Origin of the sequence: Ensifer sp. ZNC0028, from assembly GCF_000799055.1 — a bacterium.
In the GTDB taxonomy this organism is placed as follows: domain Bacteria; phylum Pseudomonadota; class Alphaproteobacteria; order Rhizobiales; family Rhizobiaceae; genus Ensifer.
This window is the reverse complement of record NZ_JTLA01000101.1, coordinates 20,861-39,266: the sequence shown is the minus strand read 5'-3', so window position 1 is coordinate 39,266 and position 18,406 is coordinate 20,861. Positions and strand designations below refer to the sequence as shown.

The following is an 18,406-nucleotide window of genomic DNA, read 5'->3' as shown; positions in this document are numbered from 1 at the left end:
GCCATGGCACCGGCAGCCTTCTTCCTCCTGCTCGCTGCCGCCCTTTCCCTTGCGATGATGCTTGCATGGCTGTCCGTGCTGGCCGGCTCCAAATCCGGCTGGGTCGATGCGACCTGGTCCTTTCTCCTCGGAGCGGCCGGACTTGCCGCGGCGTTGACGCCGCTTTCCGGCTGGGAGGGTGAGTTTGCAAGGCGGCTTGCCGTTGCGGTCGCCGCCGGTGTCTCGTCGTCAAGGCTTGGTTTGCACATCGCCCGCCGCACGCTTGGCGGTGGTGAGGACCCGCGATACGCGAAGCTGCGGGAGGAATGGGGCGCACGCTGGCGCTTTCGCCTGCTCGTATTCCTTGAGATCCAGGCGGGCGCCGCCTTGCTGCTCGCCGGCACGATTTTTCTCGCGGCCCGCAACCCGGCCCCAGGTCTGCAGTGGACCGACGTCGGCGGCTTCCTCATCCTATCGGTCGCGATCGTTGGCGAGGGGATTGCGGACGCGCAACTGGCGCGGTTCCGCAGCGATCCCGCACACAAGGATCAGGTTTGCGATGTCGGCTTGTGGGGCTTCTCGCGCCATCCGAACTATTTCTTCCAGTGGCTTGGCTGGACCGGTTACGCGGTGATCGCCATCGGCCCCGTGGGTGGGTGGCCCTTGGGCTGGGCGGCGCTTGCCGGGCCTGTCTTCATGTACTGGCTGCTTGTCCACGTTTCCGGCATTCCGCCGCTGGAAGCGCACATGTGGCGCACACGCGGCCCGGCCTTTGACGACTATGTAGAGCGCGTCAACGCGTTTTGGCCGGGGCCGCAAACCAAGGAGGTATCGCGTTGAAACTTGCCGTCGCCGCCATTGCCGCCGCCGAACGACTGCCGCTCCCCGACCGCGCCCTTCGCTTCGGCATCGAACGCCTTGTCAGTCGAACCCGTCGCCGATTGCAAGACAGGTTTTCGACCGACCCGGATTTCGCAGCGGCCATGGCGGGATGGCCGATCGCCGTCCATACGGCGACAGCCAATGCGCAGCACTACGAACTGCCGCCCGAATTCTTCGCGCTTACCCTCGGAGCCCGCAAGAAATACTCCTGCTGCCTCTACGACACGCCAAACACCAAGCTTGCCGACGCCGAGATAGCGGCACTGGAGCAGACGTGCCTCCATGCCGAACTCGCCGACGGGCAGGACGTGCTGGAGCTTGGATGCGGTTGGGGCTCTCTGTCTCTCTTCATGGCTGAGCGCTATCCGTCGTCGTGCATCCTCTCAGTGTCGAACTCCGTGTCGCAACGCCTTCATATCGAGGCGGAAATCCGGCGCCGCGGGCTTGAAAACCTCGCAGTCGTCACCGCCGATGTGGGTACCCTTGCGTCGGCCCAGCATTTCGACCGGATCGTCTCGGTCGAAATGTTCGAGCACATGTCGAACTGGAAGGACCTTTTGGCACGGGCACGCGCCTGGATGAAGCCGGATGGGAAGCTGTTTGTGCATGTTTTCTCCCATCGGAATTGCGCCTACCGCTTCGACCATACCGACCAGGAGGACTGGATCGCCCAGCATTTCTTCACCGGCGGCGTCATGCCGAGCCATGGTCTGATGCGGGAATTCGGCGAGAGTTTCAACGTCGAAAGGGAATGGCGGTGGAACGGCAAGCACTATGCCCGCACCGCGCTCGATTGGTTGCGAAACATGGATAGCAAGCGCGAAGAGGTCCGGGCGATCTTTGAGACGACCTACGGTCGCGACGCATCGCTTTGGCTGCGGCGCTGGCGGTTGTTCTTCCTGGCTACGGCGGGACTGTTCGGCCATGCAGACGGGATGGAGTGGGGCGTCAGTCACTATCTGCTCCGTCCGGCTGAACGGAGATGACCGCGGTCCTCAGAAACGTTGTTGCAACAGCGCGGCGCTATGCCGATCATCCGGATCCGCGCGTCGCTTGCGCAAACACCATCGCGCTGCTCGTCGCGTCCAACCAGCCGTTCTATCCGCTCTACGTCCTGTGGGCGGTGAGGCAGGATATCACGCCGGTCTGGTTCACTTTTTTCTCCACGCCGTTCTTTCTCGCGGTTCCGGCGCTCTCACGTCGCAGCGGTGTCGCGGGGCGGGTCTTGCTGCCACTTACGGGCATCGCAAATACAGTTCTCAGCGCCTGGCTGTTTGGCGTAGCCTCGGCCGTGGAAATCTTCCTGATTCCTTGCTCGGTTATCGCGCTTCTCCTGTTTCGCCCCTCCGAGCGCGCCGTCGCCTTTACCTTGACGGGGTTGGCTCTTGTAGCGTTCCTGTTCCTCCACGAGGTCTATGGAGCGCCGATGATCGACTATACGGCACAAGAATATGCGGCGCTTGCACGGCTGAACGCGATCAGTGCTGCGATGCTGACGGGGTTTGTCGCGCTTGTTTTTTCGAACCGCCTCGCCGAGGCCGAACGATCAGCCGAAGCGGTTGGCGACCAGAAATCCCGTTGACGCGCCGACCGCCGTCACGAAGGCGCCCCAGGGAATGTCAGCGAGCGTTACCGCCAGCGGCCAATCGCGCAGGGTCGCCTGGTTCGTCAGATCGTAAGTGGAATAGGCGACAATCCCGAGCACTGCACCGTTGAGGGCTGCCTTTCCCACTCCGCCGCCCTGAAGCGCCGGCAGGACCGCGAAGAAGACGATACCCGCCACATAGATGAGGTAGAAAAAAATGGCAGGCGCGAGCTTGAACGCCGGTTCGAGCCTGTCGCCCAGCAAAGGTCGGTAAAGCGTGTCGGCCATGGTCGTCAGCCAAATGGCATCAACGACAAGGAACGCGATGCCGACGGCGAAATAGGCGATCACTGCGGTCTTCATGCCGAAACTCCGGTGGGATCTTTCGGCTTTTACGCCTTCTCCGCCTTTTCGGATCACCTCGGAGTGAACCATTCGCCTCTCTGTCGCGTATGAAAGAGATGGAGGATACGCGATGAAAATCCCTCTTCTGACAGCCCTTGCCTTCTCGACACTCGCCGCATCTGCGGCCGCCCAGCAACCGGCCGATCCAAGCGGTGTCTGGATGCGCGACGACGGCAATGCCCGCGTACGCATCGCGCCATGCGGCACGAACATCTGCGCCACCAACCTTTGGATAGGCGATACGAGCAAAGGCGAGGAGGCCGGTGATCGTCTCGTGATGTCGCTCACGCAGAAAACGGCCGATACGCTCGCCGGAACGGCCTACGATCCCAAACGCAACAGGACCTATTCGATAACCGTGGTCGTCTTGGACAAGTCACTGGTGACGCGCGGATGCATTCTCGGCGGCATCCTTTGCCGGGACGTGCATTGGGCGCCCGCACAGTGACCGCCGCAGGCAGGCTCAAATGACCCATCAGAGGATTTCTTGCATGACGGAAAACGGGCCGCCTTCCGAAGCGGCGGGAACCCTCTACTGCGGAAAGGTCATGCATCAGCGGCTGAGCCCCTTCGGCCACCGCTTCAGCTATTCCGTCTTCTCCCTGCTCGTCGACATCGATCGACTGGAAGAGCTCGGCCGCATGACGAAACTGCTCTCCGTCGACCGGCCCGGTGTCCTGTCCTTTCACACGCGGGATCACGTCGAACAAGAGAACGAAACCGTGCGGGCGTTCGCCGATCGCCTGTTGGCCAAGGCGGGGATTGCAACGCCGGCAGAGCGCATCTTGCTGCTCGCGTTCCCGCGGATGTTTGGCTACGCGTTCAATCCGCTTTCCACCTATTTCGCCTATGACGCGCAAGGAAAGCTGATTGCCATCGTCTATGCTGTGCGCAACACCTTCGGCGAACGGCACAGCTATGTCGCCCCGGTGTTGCCCGGCGAAGAGAGCGCGGCCGGCATTCGCCAGAGCCGCACGAAGATCTTCCATGTTTCGCCCTTCATGGACATGGGCTTGCGCTATCATTTCCGGGTATTGCCTCCGGGAAAAACCGTGCGGCTGCGCATCCACGAGACCACGGGAAACACACCTGTTCTGGCCGCAACGTTCAATGGCAACGCAGCTTGCGTCTCCGACGCCAATCTCGTCCGCGCTCTCGTGCGCTTTCCCTTCATGACGCTGAAGGTCATTGCCGGTATCCATTGGGAAGCGCTCAAGCTGTGGCTGAAGGGCGCCCGTTTCCGTGGCAGTCCACCGCCGCCAGCATCCGCGAGCTTTAGTGATGAGACCGGGAGCCCATGAAGGGGCGCAGACCGGAAGCTGGCGACATCGTTTTCAATCCGCAACGGCTTGCAACGGATCGAAGAAACCTCCGCTCACCACCAGCGCAATGGGGCCGCCGGGCCAACCCCTCCGACGCGCTTGGGTGAGCCGTCATCGCGCGCCAGAGCCTATGCTTGGTGTCGCATACGAATTCGTTCCGCTCGGTCACCCATCAAGACGCCGCGGATCGTCGCCGCGCCCCCTAAGTTGACTGAACTCCGCCACGCGCTCCAAAAAGGGGCCTCTTCTGATAACGAAGAGGCTCCAGTTGGACTACATGCTGCCGCAACAGGGGTCGTCGCCTGCCGCAATCGCACGATTTCAGGTTACAATGGCGCCAAATGAGCGCAACTCGCCCGATAGAAGTGTATCTAGCTGATTGGAATTACACTTCCCCGCGAGCGGCCTCGTTTCGACGATCGGTTAGATTGGCGAGCATGCGTGGATGACCGCCCCCTCAGATGCGAAGCAGACCGCCATTTCTTTACGCTTGGACGGGTGCTTGAGCCTCCGCGCCGGCGTTAAAGGCTGATGGAGGCCGTCCAGCAACCCTCCACCGAGGCGAATGGACCTGTGCTACTCTCCTCGTTCAGAAAGCAATGCATCGAGCTGCTCCATCTGCTCCGGCAATGCGGTCGCCGAGCCCTGTAAAGCTTCCTCGAGCGCCTCCTTCGAAGGATAGATCTCGTGGAATGTCAGCAGCGTTTTCTCGCCCTGACCCTTAAAGGTTACGGTTGTGACCGCACCTTCTTCGCCCTCATCGTTGGTCCAGACGATGCGCTCGTTCGGCACCACCTCGAGATACTTGCCGTAGAAGGCCATGGTGTCCGAACCGCCGGCGCCGAATTCCAGTCGATATTTGCCGCCGGTACGCACATCCATTTCGCACGAGACGAGCAAGATGCCGGGTGCCGACTTCGGCACCCACCAGCGCTGGAACAATTCAGGCTGGCTCCATGCCCTGAAAACCGTGCTCGGTGACGCATCAAATGTCCGCGTTACGACGAGTTCACGGTCCCCTTTGCGCTCGACCGACGTGCGGTTCTGCGCGCCAGCTGCGTCGTTAACTTGCTCATTCATCGCCTACCTCCCGTTTCAGTTCGTCGATGATTTCGTCCAGTGCCTCGAAGCGAGCCTCAAAGAGCTTGCGGTGCGCCTCGATCCACTCGGCCTCCGCCTGAAGACCGTCCTTCCCAAGCTTGCAAGTTCTCACCCGCCCGACCTTTTGCGTGACGACGAGGCCGGCCCGCTCGAGAACCTGGACGTGCTTCTTCATGCCGGTCAGCGTCATCTGGAACTGGTCCGCGAGACTGGTGATCGACGCCTCCCCTCGCCCAAGCTGATCGATGATCCCGCGGCGGGTCGCGTCGGATAGTGCCGCGAACGAGAGATCGAGAGGGGAACTTATATACTGAACCATTCAGTTCAGTTTTAACCTGCCGACGCGCGAAGCGCAAGCGTCTCGGAGCGCGTCCGCGTGCTTGACGCTTCCGCCCGATAAGGGGCGCCTCAGCAGGCGCGAAATCTTGCGCTGGCTTGCCTCGTAGGGCCGAGACTGGGCCGAATGCCCGACGACGTGCACTAAACGACGCTTCCAACGATCATCGCGCTCAATGCGGCAACCGCTTCATCTGCCAGTGTCTGCACCGCTCGGGCTTCGCCTGCCATCGCTTCGGCTGCGCCCAGGATACCGACGCAGCGCAGGCTAAGCTGCTCATCCGTGAGGCTGGAGTGAACGCGCAGCGCTCCGCACATGATTTGCACGTATTCATCGACCATGGCTCTTTGTTGCGCCGCCATCTCGTCGGTGCCTTTGAGTGCCGCCGAGATGGCTGGTGCCTCGGCGCCGACATCGGCGAGACAGTTGAAATATGCGCGGCTCATCACGTCGGCCAACGCCTGCAAATCCCCGGGAGCCGCGGCAAGAGCCTGTCGCAGTTTTTCAGCGTAGCTGTCTTCGAGGCGTTGGAACAGGGCCAGCAACAAACCCGGCCGCGTGGCAAAGTGCTCATAGGTGACGGGACGGCTGACGCCGGCGCGTGCAGCCAGTGTCGCAAGGGTCAGTTCGTCCGCACCCTTGTCCCGGACGATCTCCATCGCCAAATCGATCAACTGCTCACGCCGCTGATCCTTGGGCATCTTTGCCATTCTCGCCCCACTTGTTTTCTACATTTTGTAAGTTACATTTTGTAGGAACTGAAATCAAGGAAGGAATGCGTAATGAGCGATGTCAGCGTAGTGGGGCTCGGGGAAATGGGCAGCGCGTTGGCGCGGGCCCTGGTTGGTGCCGGCAAGGGCGTGACTGTCTGGAACCGCAACATGTCGAAGGCTCCTCCGCTGATTGCACTCGGCGCGACGGCTGCCGACACAGTCACCGAGGCATTGGAAGCCAGTCCGGTGACCGTGATCTGCCTCTCGGATTATGCGGCAACACTGTCGCTCCTCGACGAACCCGTAGCCCGGGAAGCGCTCGAGGGAAAATTGGTGATCCAGCTCAGCTCCGGCACACCTGACCATGCCCGCTCGTTCGATGGCTGGATCAGAGATCACGGCGCGCGTTATGTCGACGGCGCCATCGCTGCCTGGCCACGCCAGATCGGCGGTCCGGAGGCCGCAATCACAGTCGCCGGTTCCGAGAAAGCGTTTGCCGCCGCTGAGCCCTTGCTCAGGACACTGGCCGGCAACATCAACTATGCAGGTACGAACATTGGCCACCCGGCGACGCTGGCCAATGCCGGCCTCGCGTACTTTGCCGGACACTGGCTCGGCTTTGTCCACGGCGCCGCTGTATGCGAAGCAGAAGGCATCGATCCGGCCGTGTTTGGCGACATGATGGCTGAGATCGCGCCAATGTTTGCTGACGACATGCTGAGGATGGGCAAGGCCATGACCGAAAACCGCTTCGACAACGCCGAGGCTACCATCAAGACGATTTCCGCCGACCTCCGCTGGCTCACCGAATATGCCGAGCGTACCGGGATCAGCAACGCGTTTCCACGGCTGGCGGCCGACATCTTTCAGCAGGCCCAGGACGCCGGCGCGGGCGCCCAACAGCATGGCGCGGTGATCAAGGTCATCCGGCCCACAAGCAAATAGCCACCGCGATGCGTAGCGGATGCGAGCTAGCTGGTGGCCAATCGAGACATGAGGGCGAGTGATCAGGGCCTCGCCCTCACCTGTCCGGCTGCGTCCGCGACTGGCAATGTCTATGATGCCATCCTGTGATGCGCCCCGTCACAGGTGACGGCTCGCGATCAGGGCGCATCGACCGAAAGCTCCTAAAGGCGGCGACCTGCCACTTGTTCTCCAGCCTTTGCCGAAATAATCTTCGTTGGTGGGAGTGGCCTTCGCGTGAACACCAATGTTGTGATCGTCGGCGCCGGGCCCGCGGGCCTCGCGGTCGGCGCCTGCCTGACACGGGCGGGTCTCGATTTCATTATCCTTGAAAAGGCGCGCGAGATCGCGCCGGCCTGGCGACGTCATTATCGGCGCCTCCACCTGCATACGGTCAAGGCGTTCTCCTCGTTGCCGCACATGCCATTCCCGGAGACCTATCCGCGCTACGTGCCGCGCGAAAAGATGGTCGAGTATCTCGACGCCTACGCCGCGCGTTTCGAGCTCCGGCCGCACTTCGGCGAGACGGTCAACTCCATCCGCCGCGAGAACGGTAACTATCTGGTCGAGACCGGCACGGAAACCGTGTCCGCTCGCCACGTCGTCATCGCCAGCGGCAACAATGCCGCGCCCATAGTTCCGAATCTGCCCGAAATGGGGACCTTCGCCGGCAGCCTGTTGCATAGCGCTGACTATGCCGATGCCACCCCCTTCATTGGCCAATCGGTACTGGTGATCGGCATGGGCAACACCGGCGCCGAGATTGCGCTCGACCTTGCCGAGCTCGGCGCCCGGCCGACCCTGTCGGTACGCAACGGCGTCCACATTGTGCCGCGACAGCTCTTCGGCGTACCGATCCAGATGGTTGCAATGGCCACCCGTTTGCTGCCGCGAGCGGTGAACGACGCGTTTTTCCCGATCATTCTCGACTTTGCGCTGGGAAAGCCTGAAGAATTCGGCATCGTCCGACCAAAGCATGGCATCCTTGAGCAGGTCGCTGCCGGGCACATTCCGGTCATCGATGTCGGCACTGTTGCAGCGATCAAGTCCGGCAGCATCAAGGTGGCACCTGCCATCACGCGTTTCACCGAGCGCGGCGCCATCTTTGTTTCTGGCAGACAGGCAGAGTTCGACAGCGTCATCCTTGCCACCGGCTACCGGCCAAGTTTCGAGAAATTTCTGCCTGCGAACCTTCACCCCGGAAAAAGCGGCGTCACGCGGCAGTCCGCCGAACTCGGCCTCTATCTCGTCGGCTTCCACAATCCAGTCACCGGCCTGCTCCGGGAAATCGGCCGAGAAGCGGCCGCGGTGACCGCCGACATCGAGCGACGAAGCCGCGTAAGGTAATCGCTGCGAATGTGTGCGATGGTGGAATATGTGCGCAAATGAGGCGGGCTACCCGGTTCGCCTAGCCGCGCCCAAGACCAGCGCTCGCGTGGCATCATCCATCGACCTCCGAAGTCGAAAGGACACGCGCGCCCATCGATTTTGGAAACGCCGACGAAACTGTCGATGCCGGCAAAGCGACGTTCAGCGTGTTTGACGGCGGCCATCTCGCCGGTATGTCGGATCCAGTTGCTTCGGCTCGCTCGCCGGTCCCTCTGTTTTCTCAAATCCAAACACGCTGCGGCCGCCCCATTCGGGCGAACGGCGAAACTCTCCGGCAACGATTTCCTTAAGGTCCGGGCCAGTGGCGTATCTCTCGAGCTGCCGTGCCTGGTCGTCCAGACGCCTCAGCGCCTCCAGCTCCTCGCCAAGTCCCAGCCGCGCCTTCGTCACTGCCGATCGCATGACCGCAATCGTGTGGTCATAGACCTTGAGCGGCACGGGAAACGGATGGCGATCCTTGCCGCCGTGGGCAAGCGAAAACCGCGCCGGGTCGGCGAAACGGCAAGGGGCGCCGTGGACGACCTCCGCCACCATCGCGAGCGCGTTGACCGTGCGGGCACCGACGCCCGGAACCATCAGCAGCTGCTCGAAATCTTCGGGACCGCGATCGGCGGCCGCAGAAAGTGTCGCATGCAGCCGTCGCATGTTGACGTTTTCCTCCCGCACATCGTGGTGCGCCGGCATCACGAGATGCGGGAGCAAAGGCTGATCAACCTTTTTCGACCTTCCCTTTGGATCCAGAGCAACGACTTCCCGGACAATTCGGTCCGGCCCAAGCGACGCCAAAAGGTCAAGCTGCCCATTGCGCGAGGCGGCGGCCCGCTTGTCTGCGAGATTGACGATTTCCCCCTGCCCTTTTCCTTCGATCGCTGCATGGGGAGAGTCGACGAAACTCGAAACGCCTTCGGAGAACCAGTGATAGCGCCGGGCCTGGCGTTTATCGCCGTTCATGCCCTGCTGCACCACCACCCATTTGCCGTCATCGGCAACGATGAAGCCGTGCAGGTAGAGATCGAAGCCATCCTGGACAGCTGCACTGTCGACTTTCGCAACAAGCCGGCTGGTTGCAGCAAGCCCGGCACCATCGAAGCCGACGCGGTTGCCGATGGCAATCAGTTCGTCAGGCGTCTGCCGCGAATGCCGCCCGCGGCCACCGCAGACGCTTATCCCGAGATCCCTGGAACGAGAAGCCAGGCCACGCTTGAGAGCGCCGATCACGCTGGTCGTGATGCCGGAAGAGTGCCAATCCATGCCCATGACGCAGCCGAAGGACTGGAACCAGAAAGGATGGGCCAGCCGGCGCAGAAACTCGTCACGGCCATATTCGATGACGATGGCTTCGGCGATGATCGTCCCGAGTTTCGTCATGCGGTCTCCGAGCCAAGGCGGAACCCTGCCGCCATGAAGAGGGAGATCTGCACTTCCAGCTCGCTGAACCATTCGTGTCTTATAGGCCGCTTACAGGCGTTGCGACAGAGTAAAGTTCTGTGAATGTTCCAGCCGGCGGAAATCAGAACACGAATGCCCCTGAACGCAGCACTTCGAACTGGCGGTAGGGAGAACAAACGCTGAGACCTTATCGGGCGTGAGGCTCCAGGAGATTCCCCTGGAGCGTCACCCGTTTGCCTCAAGCTACCTGGATTTGCCAGCCGATCACGCGACCATCATCGGCATCAATGCGCTCCCCCGTACGCAGGAAGCCATTGCTTTCAAGTACGCGCTGAGAGGCCACGTTTTCCGTGCCCGTTTCTGCCGAGACGTGCGTGACCCGCGGATCATGCAACGCTCATTCAAGCAACTGGCGCACACCCTTGGTCGCAAAACCGCGGCCTTGGCAACGTGGCGCGACCCCGTAACCGATATGGAGATCGCCTTCGGGCGAAACCCGTATCACAGAGCAAAGACCAACGATCTCGCCATCATGGACGATCCACCAAGCCGACGGGGCAAAACTTCGCCTTGTTTCGAAAGCGAGGTTGCGCAGCATTTCCATCACCTCTGGCGGAGCGATCACAGTATCTGCGGCAAGGTACAGGCCTTCGCGCACGACGCCTCCAGGCATCGCGATGAAATCATCATCAATTGCTTCGATGAGCATTTTTCGGCTTTCTGATCTGTCAGGTGTCCAAAGCCGAACAGTGAGCGCGTTTAACTATGCCGAACCGACGACATCAACGCACGCACCGCTGCGGCCAACGATTTTGGGAACAACTCGACGGCAATCATAGGCCTTCTCCTGCGGTTGAACGCGACGCTACTCGATCCCAGCCGAAACGACAACGCGTTGCTGCCCCTCGCCGCTCGCGACTTTCCGAAAGGCATACGCAGCCCGGCAACGAGGCGATGCCGATCTCAGTTGTTGAGGTTTGTCAGCGGTATGCGAAGCGCCAGACAAAGTCCGTCGGCCCGCCAATTTCGCACCAGCGATCCGTTCAGCCCCAGAACGGCCGCTTTCTCCAGCGTCGTGCCAAATCCCGTCCTTTCGGAACTCTCGGACAACGGATGTGAGCCGTGTTCACTCCACTTGACGTGAAGTTCCTCGTCGATGGTCGAAACGTCGATGGTCAGTTGCCCCGTGGGGACGGAAAGGGCGCCATATTTGACAGCGTTGGTGGTCAGCTCGTGCAGAAGGAGCGCAAGGGACGTCAGTGCCTTGTCGCCGAGCGGAGCGTCCGACCCGGATATCATGACGCGAGAGCCGTGAGCGTGGTCGTGTGGTGCAACGATTGCCTTCAACAGGGCTACAACCGTCGTCGCAATCTCTGCACGATTGTCCTCCCGAACAAGCTCGGGCAGTGTAAGCTCGTGAGCGCGAGACAGCGCGTGCAGTCGCGACCGTAGATCAGCCTCGAGATCGGAGACGGTTTCGGCTTGCCTGGCACTGACCGAGATCAACCCGGCGGTGAGGCTGAACAGGTTCTTGATCCGGTGATTGATTTCCCGCAGCAGAATATCCTTGTGCTCCGCTGCCTGTTTGAGCGCCTCTGCCTGGGCAGCGAGTTCATCTCGTTGGGCGGCAAGTAGCTGCCGCTGCCGGTAGAGTTCGAAGAACACGTTGACTTTGCTGGCCAGGACGTCCGGTTCAATCGGCTTTTGAATGAAGTCCACCGCGCCAGCTTCGTAGCCGCGAAATCGGCGCTGGCCGTCTGCGGTTCCCGCCGTCACGAAAATGATGGGAATGTGCCGCGTGCGTTCGTTGCCGCGCATCAACTCTGCAAGTTCGAAACCGTCGAGACCCGGCATCTGAACATCGACGAGCGCGAGCGCTACGTCTTGTCGAAGCAGCATCTCAAGCGCCTGATCACCGGACCGCGCTTTCATGAGAAGGCGATCGTCGCGGCGAAGCAGTGCCTCCAGCGACAGGAGGTTTTCCTCGAGGTCATCGACCAGCAGAAACGGGACGGGCTCCATAATTATTCTCAGACCTCTTTCAAGTATTCGGCAATGGCATCGAGCGTCAGGATAAGAGCGCTCGGGCAAGACTGGATTGCCGCTTCCGGCATGGCGCGAGCGTGAGCGCCTTCAGGGTTTTGCACGATCGCCGTCCCGCCTGCTTCATGGACTGCCGCCAGGCCATCCGCCCCATCACGATTGGCACCGGTCAGGACAATCGCGACGAGAGCCGGCCCGAATGCATCGGCAGCACTTTCGAAAAGTATGTCGATCGACGGGCGGGAAAAGAGGACAGGCTCATCCGAAGAGAGGGACAGGTTGCCGTCCGTTTCCACGAGCAGATGATAGTCCGGCGGCGCAAAATAGATCGTGCCGGCCTCGAGCGACTGCTTGTCCTCGGCCTCTTCGACAGGCAACAGGCACTTTGCACGGAACAGGTCGACCATAAGGCTCGGTCTGTCCGATGGAATGTGAACGACCACGATCACGGGCAGCGCGAAGCTGCGCGGCAGCGCCGGCAGGATGGCCGAAAGCGCTTCGACGGCCCCGGCCGAAGCGCCAATGATTACCGCTTGGGCTTTTGCGGGCGTCATTCGGCACGCCTTTGGTAGATTTTCTCCTCGCGTACGAAATCCGTGAACGCATCGGCATGAAGCGAAAATCGCAGGTTCTCCTTGGCGCCGAGCCCAAGGAAACCTTTGCGGGCGAGCGAGTCCTTGAAAAGACCCACGGCTCGGTCCTGGAGCGCGCGGTCGAAGTAGATCATGACGTTGCGGCACGATATGAGGTGCATTTCTGCAAAAACAGCGTCGGTCACCAGGCTGTGGTCCGAAAACACGACGTTGCGGCGCAAGGTCTTATCGAACAGCGCCTTGCCGTACGCCGCCTGATAATAGTCCGACAACGATGACTTTCCGCCGGATTTTCGATGGTTCTCGGTGAAAAGCTGTATCCTATCGAGCGCATAGACGCCCGCCTCGGCCGCCTCCAGCGCTTCATGACTGATGTCAGTGGCATAAAAGATCGTTCGATCTTCGAGGCCTTCTTCCCGAAACAGGATAACCAGCGAGTAAAGCTCCTCGCCGCTGCTGCAGCCAGCAATCCACACCTTCAAGGAAGGGTAGGTCTTCAAATGGGGAACGACCTTTTCCCGGATCGCCTGGAAGTAACTGGGGTCACGAAACATCTCGCTTACCTGAACCGTCAGAAAGCGCAGCAATTGCGGCAGCATTGCCTGATCGTGCAGAAGTGCCTCCTGCATCGCCGAGAAAGTTTCGAACCCCAGTTGTTCGCGCGCCTTCTTTAGGCGTCGCTTGATCGACGCCAACGCATAGTTGCGAAAGTCGTAGTGGTATTTGAGAAACAGCGCTTCCAGCAGCAGCCGGATTTCGATGTCTTCCACCTTTTCAACCGCGGCGGCTTCGGTCATTTGGGCATCCATACGCGCACCAGCGACAACAGTCTGTCGACGTCCAGCGGCTTGGCCATGTAATCATTCGCGCCAGCTTCGATGCAGCGCTCCTGATCGTCCGGCATCGCCTTGGCTGTCAGCGCAATGATCGGCAACTTCCTCCAAGCCGGGTTCCTTCGAATCTCGGCGGTTGCGACCAACCCATCCATAACGGGCATCATGACGTCCATCAGCACGAGTTCGATCGGGCGCTCTGGGCCAGATGACGCTTTTTCGAGGGCGTCCAGCGCCTCGCGCCCGTTGCGCGCGATCTCGACGATCGCGCCGCGCGGTTCAAGAATGTTGGTCAGCGCGTAGACGTTTCGGATATCGTCTTCCACCACGAGGATGCGACGGCCCTCCAACAGCGCATCGCGGTTTCGCGCCTTGCGGATCATCTTTTGCTGCTCGTCCGGCAGTTCCGATATCACCTGATGCAGGAACAAGCTCACTTCATCAAGCAGCCGCTCGGGGGATTTCGCCCCCTTGATGATGATTGACTTCGAGTATCGCCTCAACTTCTGCTCATCATCCGCCGAGAGTTCGCGTCCGGTGTAAACGATGACAGGCGGGAAGGCATAGGCGCTCTGCGAGCTCAACGTCTCCAGCAACGAATAGCCGGACGCGTCAGGCAACGACAGGTCAAGCACCATGCAGTCGAAAGTCTGGTGCTTGAGGAAGTCAAGGCATTCGGCGGCGGTGCTGGCGGTCACCGTCTCGACGTCCTGGGTACCGATCAGTTTTGCGACCGCCTCGCGCTGAACCGGATCGTCCTCGACGACCAGGACGCGATGCATCTGTTTTGTAAGCCGCGCCTCGAGTTTTTGCAGAACTTTCAACAGTTCCTCTCGATTGACGGGCTTGATGGCATAGCCGGCGGCCCCGAGAGAGTAGGCACTCTCGGCATGATCGCTGCCCGACACGACATGGATGGGGATATGACGGGTCAAGACATCATGCTTCAACCGGTCAAGCACGGCCAGGCCGGATTGGTCCGGCAGCCCGATATCGAGCACGATGGCGCTTGGCATGAACTCCTTGGCAAGTGAGAGTGCCTCTTCGGCCGTTGCAGCAACAATTGCCTGGAACCCCATTTCCCTCGACAGATCGCGAACGATAGCAGCAAAAGTGTCGTCATCTTCGATGACCAGCAACACACGTCTGGTATCGCTCAGAACGTCGCGGTCGTCATCGATCCGGCGGATCGGCACTGGCGTTGCTGCAGGCACCTTTGAGGCGGTGCCCACCGTCGGAAGCGAACGCGCGCGTGGTTCAAGAGGCGTTTGCTTGGCTGGCTCGTATCGCTCAGCGATCGAGAAAGCGAAGATGCTACCCTTGCCCACCTGGCTATCAAGCGTGATCGCTCCTCCCAACAGCCGCGCCAATTGCCGAGATATGGAAAGGCCGAGGCCGGTGCCGCCATACTTGCGACTGATCGTGCCATCGGCCTGATGAAACGCGTCAAAGATCGCATTCTGGTGTTCCTGCGCAATCCCGATCCCGGTGTCGCTGACGCGGAAGCTGATCTTGCCGTCGCCCGCAGGCTCGATCGACAAGGTGACCTTGCCTGCCTCGGTGAACTTGATCGCGTTTGAAATCAAGTTCTTGAGGATCTGTTCGAGCCGCAACGGATCGGTTTCGATGCTGACGGGGCATTCCTCAGCAAGTTCAACGGAGAACCCGAGTTTCTTCTCGGTCGCCAACGGCAGAAACACCTGGCGCAGGTTGCCGGCCAATCGCTCGAGCGACACGGTTTCCGGCCGGATTTCCACATGCCCGGCCTCGATCTTGGAGAGATCGAGAATATCGTTGATCAGGTTCAAGAGATCATTGCCCGAGGATTGGATCGTCTTGGCGAACTTCACCTGCTCCTGGGTCAGGTTTTCGTCTGGATTGTCCGCAAGCAGCTTGGCCAGGATCAGCGAAGAGTTGAGTGGCGTGCGCAACTCGTGGGACATGTTGGCAAGGAAGTCGGATTTGTATCGGCTTGCCTGCTCCAGTTCTTTCGCCTTGGCCGACATCGATACGTTCGCGCGCTCCAGTTCATCGCGCTGAACCTCGAGCCGCTGGGCTTGTGTTTCCAGTTGAGCATTGTTCTGCTCAAGTTCAATCTGCTGTTGCTCAAGGTGCGCCTGAGATTCTTTCAGCGCCCGCCCCTGTTCCTCGAGCTCCTCGTTGGAAACGCGCAACTCCTCGCTTTGCGTCTGCAATTCCTCGGACTGCCTTTGTGTTTCCTCCAGCAGGTTGTGGAGCTGGCCGCGATAGGTTGCTGACTTCACGGCAGTCGCGATTGCCTCCGACGCGCGATCAAGAAGGGTGACGATCGTCTCGTCGATCGGCGTTAGAAAGCCGAGTTCGATCACCGAATTCACCGACCCATCGACCTTGCCCGTCTGGATCGCGAGATGGCGCGGCTTGTCCATCCCAAGCCCGGAACCGAAGGTCAGGTAGCCGTCCGGGACATCGTCGACCACGATTGCCCCCCCTTCCGCAACCGCTTGGCCCAGGAGACCTTCGCGAGGCCGAATAGTCATTGGCAGGTTCGCCTCGGGCGGAACGCCACGGACACAAGCCCGCTGGAACGAACCGTCACCGCGAATGAAGATCGCTCCGGCAACTGCGCCGGCATACGGCGCCAGAAAGTCGAGGATACTGTTGCCCAGCTGCTCGATCGACTGATCGCCCATCATCGCCGATGCCAACCCGACCTGACCGGCCTGAAGCCACTCATCCCTGCGGCGGGCGATCGTGGCCTTGCGGATGAGGAGGACGATTGCTGCGGTCAAAGCAATGCCAAGAAGAGCAGAAAGCAGAGTGCTGAGGCGCGCCGTCTTCTGTGCGCTTTCCATTTCGGCCAACCGATCAAGGCGCACTTCCAGCTCTGCGCCCGATATTGCCGCGACTTGCGCGCGCACGGCATCCATTTCGATCTTACCGCGATCGGAATTCACCATCGCGATCGCCGCGTCCAGACCTTTGGCCCGTCTGACGTCAATGGTTTCGCCAAGTTCTGCAAGTTTGGCGTCCACATGTTGCCGGAGGGCGACGAGCCGCTGGCTCTGACCCGGATTGGCGGCCGTCAACTGGCCGATCTGATCGAGCTTCGGCCGGATGGCGCGAACTGCGGCATTGTAGGGAGCAAGGTAGCCGCCGCTATTCGTCAACAAAAAGCCACGCTGTCCGGTCTCGGCATCCTGAACAAGCGACAGCAGTTCGTCGAGAGAGACAATGGCCACGTGCGTTTGCACGATCCTCTCGTTGCCTCGCTGCAGCGCCTCCAGGTTGAGATAGGCAACGACGCTACTTGCGACAAAAAAGATGAGGGTGCCTGCCAGGCCGAGGGCCACGCCCGGTTCCAGGCCCAAAAGCGCGCGGAACGAGCGCGAACTCAAGCTCGGTCTTCTGGTTGCGGTCGCGGACATTCAGACTCCGGGGAAAAAGCAATTGCTGAGGGGAACAGCGGCCGTTTGCGGACGTTGCATTGCTGATTGAAAGACCATCCGTGCAGTGGCGGTTCCTGCCGAAGCCCGAATCCAACCAGTCCATACGGGTTCGCACCGCTTCTATATTGCAATATCAGGACTGCCCACCGATGCGTACAAACTTTTGAAACAAAAGGCCGTTTGTTCACCCATCTGCCCAGAAACCTCCCCCTTGAAACCGCGCAATGCGGGACATGCGAGCTCTAACTATGGCTCCCTCATTCTTTTTCCATCTCCGGGCCACCACGTTATTGTCGGCAGGCACCACATGTCACATTTTGGTGACACCTCACGGCTGTCACCGCAGCGGCTTCACAAAGAAACGCGCGGCACCTCCAGGAAGCGTTCCGCGGGCCCGACCAATCGCCATCGGGCAAATCCATCTCCGTGGGCGGATTCTACCTTTGCGTTTAGGGCTTGCGGTACGGTCCTCTTCAGCACGACCGCGCCAAACCCTGAGTGCGGCAACTGGTAGTCGCGACCTTTCGAGCCAAGGTGCTCATCCCAAACCATTGAGAAGGCAAGGCCCGCCGGAGACGTTGCCAGCGCCCAGGTGATCGAAATCGTGCCGTCGCCCATCCGCAACACGCCACCCTTTGATGAGTGCAGGGCCAACTCGTGGATCGCCATCCCAAGATTTTCGATTGCAGCCGGCGCAAGTGCTATCCCTGGGCCAGAGATCCGACAGAACGCTTCGGCATGAAACGCCGCGATCTGCTTTTCGACCAGGCCTCTCAGATCCGTTGCTCGCCAATCCGCCGATGCTATCAGGTCGTGGGATGCCGAAAGGGCCCAGATGCGATTCTCAAGGTCCTTCTGGAAGACCGCAGGTTCCGTGTCTTCGCTCCTGCTTTGCCTGATCATCGAAAGAATGATGGCATAGTGGTTCTTGACCCGGTGATTGACCTCCCGCAGGAGCAGGCGAATTCGCCTTTCGCGGTCCTTTGCCGCCGTGATGTCACGGGCAACCTTGGAAGCTCCGATGATGCGGCCCTTGGCGTTGCGGATCGGGGAGATCGTCAGCGAAACGGTTATGTAGCTGCCGTCCTTGCGTTGCCTGACGGTCTCGAACGGTTCAATCCGTTCACCCTTGCGCAGGCGCTGCAGCAACTCTCTCTCTTCACCGTGAAGATGAGAGGGGATGATCGTCAGGATTGATTGCCCGACCATTTCCTCGGCCGGATAACCGAACATGCGCTCAGCAGCGCCGTTCCAGGTTCGCACAGTACCATCGAGATCCTTGCTGACGATGGCGTCGAAGGACGACTCCACAATGGCTGCAAGCCTCGCCCGCAAGATATCTTCACTCCCCTCCCTGTCGAAAGAACCCAAGGGCATCGCTTACTGCTCCAACTTCACGAACATTCCCTTTTCAAAGGGCTACCAACCCGGTGGAAAGACGTGG

18 protein-coding genes are annotated in these 18,406 nt (G+C 60.5%); 7 read left to right on the top strand and 11 right to left on the bottom strand.

Annotated elements, in window-relative coordinates; genetic code table 11:
* Nucleotides 1-3 precede the first annotated feature (3 nt).
* The 3 genes from L981_RS34675 to L981_RS23020 are packed head-to-tail and all read left to right on the top strand — an operon-like array spanning nucleotide 4 to nucleotide 2,443.
* Nucleotides 4-819, top strand: a complete 816-nt coding sequence (locus tag L981_RS34675; protein WP_043621618.1) for a DUF1295 domain-containing protein — start codon at nucleotides 4-6, stop codon at nucleotides 817-819.
* Nucleotides 816-1,847, top strand: coding sequence for a cyclopropane-fatty-acyl-phospholipid synthase family protein (locus L981_RS23025; protein WP_043621615.1), 1,032 nt, complete (start codon nucleotides 816-818; stop codon nucleotides 1,845-1,847). The genes L981_RS34675 and L981_RS23025 overlap by 4 nt, the downstream gene beginning before the upstream one ends.
* Nucleotides 1,844-2,443 carry a hypothetical protein gene (locus tag L981_RS23020; RefSeq protein ID WP_052201966.1) on the top strand — a complete coding sequence of 200 codons (600 nt, stop codon included), beginning with the start codon at nucleotides 1,844-1,846 and terminating at the stop codon, nucleotides 2,441-2,443. Before L981_RS23025 ends, L981_RS23020 begins: the two co-directional genes overlap by 4 nt.
* Here the strand turns inward: L981_RS23020 and L981_RS23015 are convergent.
* Nucleotides 2,408-2,809 (bottom strand): DUF2177 family protein, encoded by a 402-nt coding sequence (locus L981_RS23015; protein ID WP_043621612.1) that lies wholly within the window; start codon nucleotides 2,807-2,809, stop codon nucleotides 2,408-2,410. The two genes, L981_RS23020 and L981_RS23015, sit on opposite strands and share 36 nt — an antisense overlap.
* A gap of 112 nt (nucleotides 2,810-2,921) precedes the next feature.
* On the opposite strand from L981_RS23015, the gene L981_RS23010 reads away from it, so the two are divergent.
* On the top strand, nucleotides 2,922-3,299 hold the full coding sequence (locus L981_RS23010; protein WP_043621610.1) for a DUF2147 domain-containing protein: 378 nt from the start codon (nucleotides 2,922-2,924) through the stop codon (nucleotides 3,297-3,299).
* Nucleotides 3,300-3,342: 43 nt separating this feature from the next.
* On the top strand, nucleotides 3,343-4,152 hold the full coding sequence (locus tag L981_RS23005; RefSeq protein WP_245281697.1) for a DUF1365 domain-containing protein: 810 nt from the start codon (nucleotides 3,343-3,345) through the stop codon (nucleotides 4,150-4,152).
* Nucleotides 4,153-4,749: 597 nt separating this feature from the next.
* Here L981_RS23005 and L981_RS23000 read toward each other — a convergent pair.
* The 3 genes from L981_RS23000 to L981_RS22990 all read right to left on the bottom strand — a co-directional run bounded on the left by L981_RS23000 (nucleotide 4,750) and on the right by L981_RS22990 (nucleotide 6,312).
* Complete coding sequence (locus L981_RS23000; protein WP_043621604.1) at nucleotides 4,750-5,253, bottom strand: SRPBCC family protein; 504 nt, start codon at nucleotides 5,251-5,253, stop codon at nucleotides 4,750-4,752.
* Entirely contained in the window at nucleotides 5,246-5,593 is a 348-nt protein-coding gene (locus L981_RS22995) for a helix-turn-helix transcriptional regulator (protein ID WP_043621603.1), read from the bottom strand. Before L981_RS22995 ends, L981_RS23000 begins: the two co-directional genes overlap by 8 nt.
* 161 nt (nucleotides 5,594-5,754) lie before the next feature.
* A complete protein-coding gene (locus L981_RS22990; protein ID WP_043621602.1) occupies nucleotides 5,755-6,312 on the bottom strand; it encodes a TetR/AcrR family transcriptional regulator in 558 nt (185 codons plus the stop codon).
* A gap of 81 nt (nucleotides 6,313-6,393) precedes the next feature.
* Here L981_RS22990 and L981_RS22985 point away from each other — a divergent pair, with 81 nt between their 5' ends.
* Nucleotides 6,394-7,269 (top strand): NAD(P)-dependent oxidoreductase, encoded by an 876-nt coding sequence (locus L981_RS22985; protein WP_043621601.1) that lies wholly within the window; start codon nucleotides 6,394-6,396, stop codon nucleotides 7,267-7,269.
* A gap of 255 nt (nucleotides 7,270-7,524) precedes the next feature.
* A complete protein-coding gene (locus L981_RS22980; RefSeq protein ID WP_043621600.1) occupies nucleotides 7,525-8,634 on the top strand; it encodes an NAD(P)/FAD-dependent oxidoreductase in 1,110 nt (369 codons plus the stop codon).
* Nucleotides 8,635-8,817: 183 nt separating this feature from the next.
* Here L981_RS22980 and L981_RS22975 read toward each other — a convergent pair whose 3' ends face one another.
* The 7 genes from L981_RS22975 to L981_RS22945 all read right to left on the bottom strand — a co-directional run bounded on the left by L981_RS22975 (nucleotide 8,818) and on the right by L981_RS22945 (nucleotide 18,339).
* The gene (locus L981_RS22975; RefSeq protein ID WP_052201965.1) at nucleotides 8,818-10,116 is read right to left on the bottom strand and encodes a DUF763 domain-containing protein; all 1,299 of its coding nucleotides are present in this window, start codon (nucleotides 10,114-10,116) and stop codon (nucleotides 8,818-8,820) included.
* Between the two features lie 346 nt (nucleotides 10,117-10,462).
* Nucleotides 10,463-10,774, bottom strand: coding sequence for a GNAT family N-acetyltransferase (locus L981_RS36065; protein WP_371258903.1), 312 nt, complete (start codon nucleotides 10,772-10,774; stop codon nucleotides 10,463-10,465).
* Nucleotides 10,775-11,028: 254 nt separating this feature from the next.
* Entirely contained in the window at nucleotides 11,029-12,087 is a 1,059-nt protein-coding gene (locus tag L981_RS22965) for a sensor histidine kinase (RefSeq protein ID WP_043621598.1), read from the bottom strand.
* A gap of 8 nt (nucleotides 12,088-12,095) precedes the next feature.
* Complete coding sequence (locus L981_RS22960; protein WP_043621596.1) at nucleotides 12,096-12,662, bottom strand: chemotaxis protein CheB; 567 nt, start codon at nucleotides 12,660-12,662, stop codon at nucleotides 12,096-12,098.
* The gene (locus L981_RS22955) at nucleotides 12,659-13,498 is read right to left on the bottom strand and encodes a protein-glutamate O-methyltransferase CheR (RefSeq protein WP_043621593.1); all 840 of its coding nucleotides are present in this window, start codon (nucleotides 13,496-13,498) and stop codon (nucleotides 12,659-12,661) included. Before L981_RS22955 ends, L981_RS22960 begins: the two co-directional genes overlap by 4 nt.
* Nucleotides 13,495-16,941 carry a response regulator gene (locus L981_RS22950; protein WP_052201964.1) on the bottom strand — a complete coding sequence of 1,149 codons (3,447 nt, stop codon included), beginning with the start codon at nucleotides 16,939-16,941 and terminating at the stop codon, nucleotides 13,495-13,497. The genes L981_RS22955 and L981_RS22950 overlap by 4 nt, the downstream gene beginning before the upstream one ends.
* 372 nt (nucleotides 16,942-17,313) lie before the next feature.
* Complete coding sequence (locus L981_RS22945; protein ID WP_052201963.1) at nucleotides 17,314-18,339, bottom strand: PAS domain S-box protein; 1,026 nt, start codon at nucleotides 18,337-18,339, stop codon at nucleotides 17,314-17,316.
* Between the last annotated feature and the right edge of the window lie 67 nt (nucleotides 18,340-18,406).

Excerpts from the sequence above, each read along its gene's own strand:
- L981_RS22955 (WP_043621593.1), bottom strand. The coding sequence starts at position 13,498 with ATGACCGAAGCCGCCGCGGTTGAAAAGGTGGAAGACATCGAAATCCGG.
- L981_RS36065 (WP_371258903.1), bottom strand. The coding sequence starts at position 10,774 with ATGCTCATCGAAGCAATTGATGATGATTTCATCGCGATGCCTGGAGGC.
- L981_RS23000 (WP_043621604.1), bottom strand. The coding sequence starts at position 5,253 with ATGAATGAGCAAGTTAACGACGCAGCTGGCGCGCAGAACCGCACGTCG.
- L981_RS23015 (WP_043621612.1), bottom strand. The coding sequence starts at position 2,809 with ATGAAGACCGCAGTGATCGCCTATTTCGCCGTCGGCATCGCGTTCCTT.
- L981_RS22995 (WP_043621603.1), bottom strand. The coding sequence starts at position 5,593 with ATGGTTCAGTATATAAGTTCCCCTCTCGATCTCTCGTTCGCGGCACTA.
- L981_RS22960 (WP_043621596.1), bottom strand. The coding sequence starts at position 12,662 with ATGACGCCCGCAAAAGCCCAAGCGGTAATCATTGGCGCTTCGGCCGGG.
- L981_RS23010 (WP_043621610.1), top strand. The coding sequence starts at position 2,922 with ATGAAAATCCCTCTTCTGACAGCCCTTGCCTTCTCGACACTCGCCGCA.
- L981_RS22990 (WP_043621602.1), bottom strand. The coding sequence starts at position 6,312 with ATGCCCAAGGATCAGCGGCGTGAGCAGTTGATCGATTTGGCGATGGAG.
- L981_RS22945 (WP_052201963.1), bottom strand. The coding sequence starts at position 18,339 with ATGCCCTTGGGTTCTTTCGACAGGGAGGGGAGTGAAGATATCTTGCGG.
- L981_RS22950 (WP_052201964.1), bottom strand. The coding sequence starts at position 16,941 with ATGTCCGCGACCGCAACCAGAAGACCGAGCTTGAGTTCGCGCTCGTTC.
- L981_RS22975 (WP_052201965.1), bottom strand. The coding sequence starts at position 10,116 with ATGGTTCAGCGAGCTGGAAGTGCAGATCTCCCTCTTCATGGCGGCAGG.
- L981_RS34675 (WP_043621618.1), top strand. The coding sequence starts at position 4 with ATGGCACCGGCAGCCTTCTTCCTCCTGCTCGCTGCCGCCCTTTCCCTT.
- L981_RS23020 (WP_052201966.1), top strand. The coding sequence starts at position 1,844 with ATGACCGCGGTCCTCAGAAACGTTGTTGCAACAGCGCGGCGCTATGCC.
- L981_RS22965 (WP_043621598.1), bottom strand. The coding sequence starts at position 12,087 with ATGGAGCCCGTCCCGTTTCTGCTGGTCGATGACCTCGAGGAAAACCTC.
- L981_RS23005 (WP_245281697.1), top strand. The coding sequence starts at position 3,343 with ATGACGGAAAACGGGCCGCCTTCCGAAGCGGCGGGAACCCTCTACTGC.
- L981_RS22985 (WP_043621601.1), top strand. The coding sequence starts at position 6,394 with ATGAGCGATGTCAGCGTAGTGGGGCTCGGGGAAATGGGCAGCGCGTTG.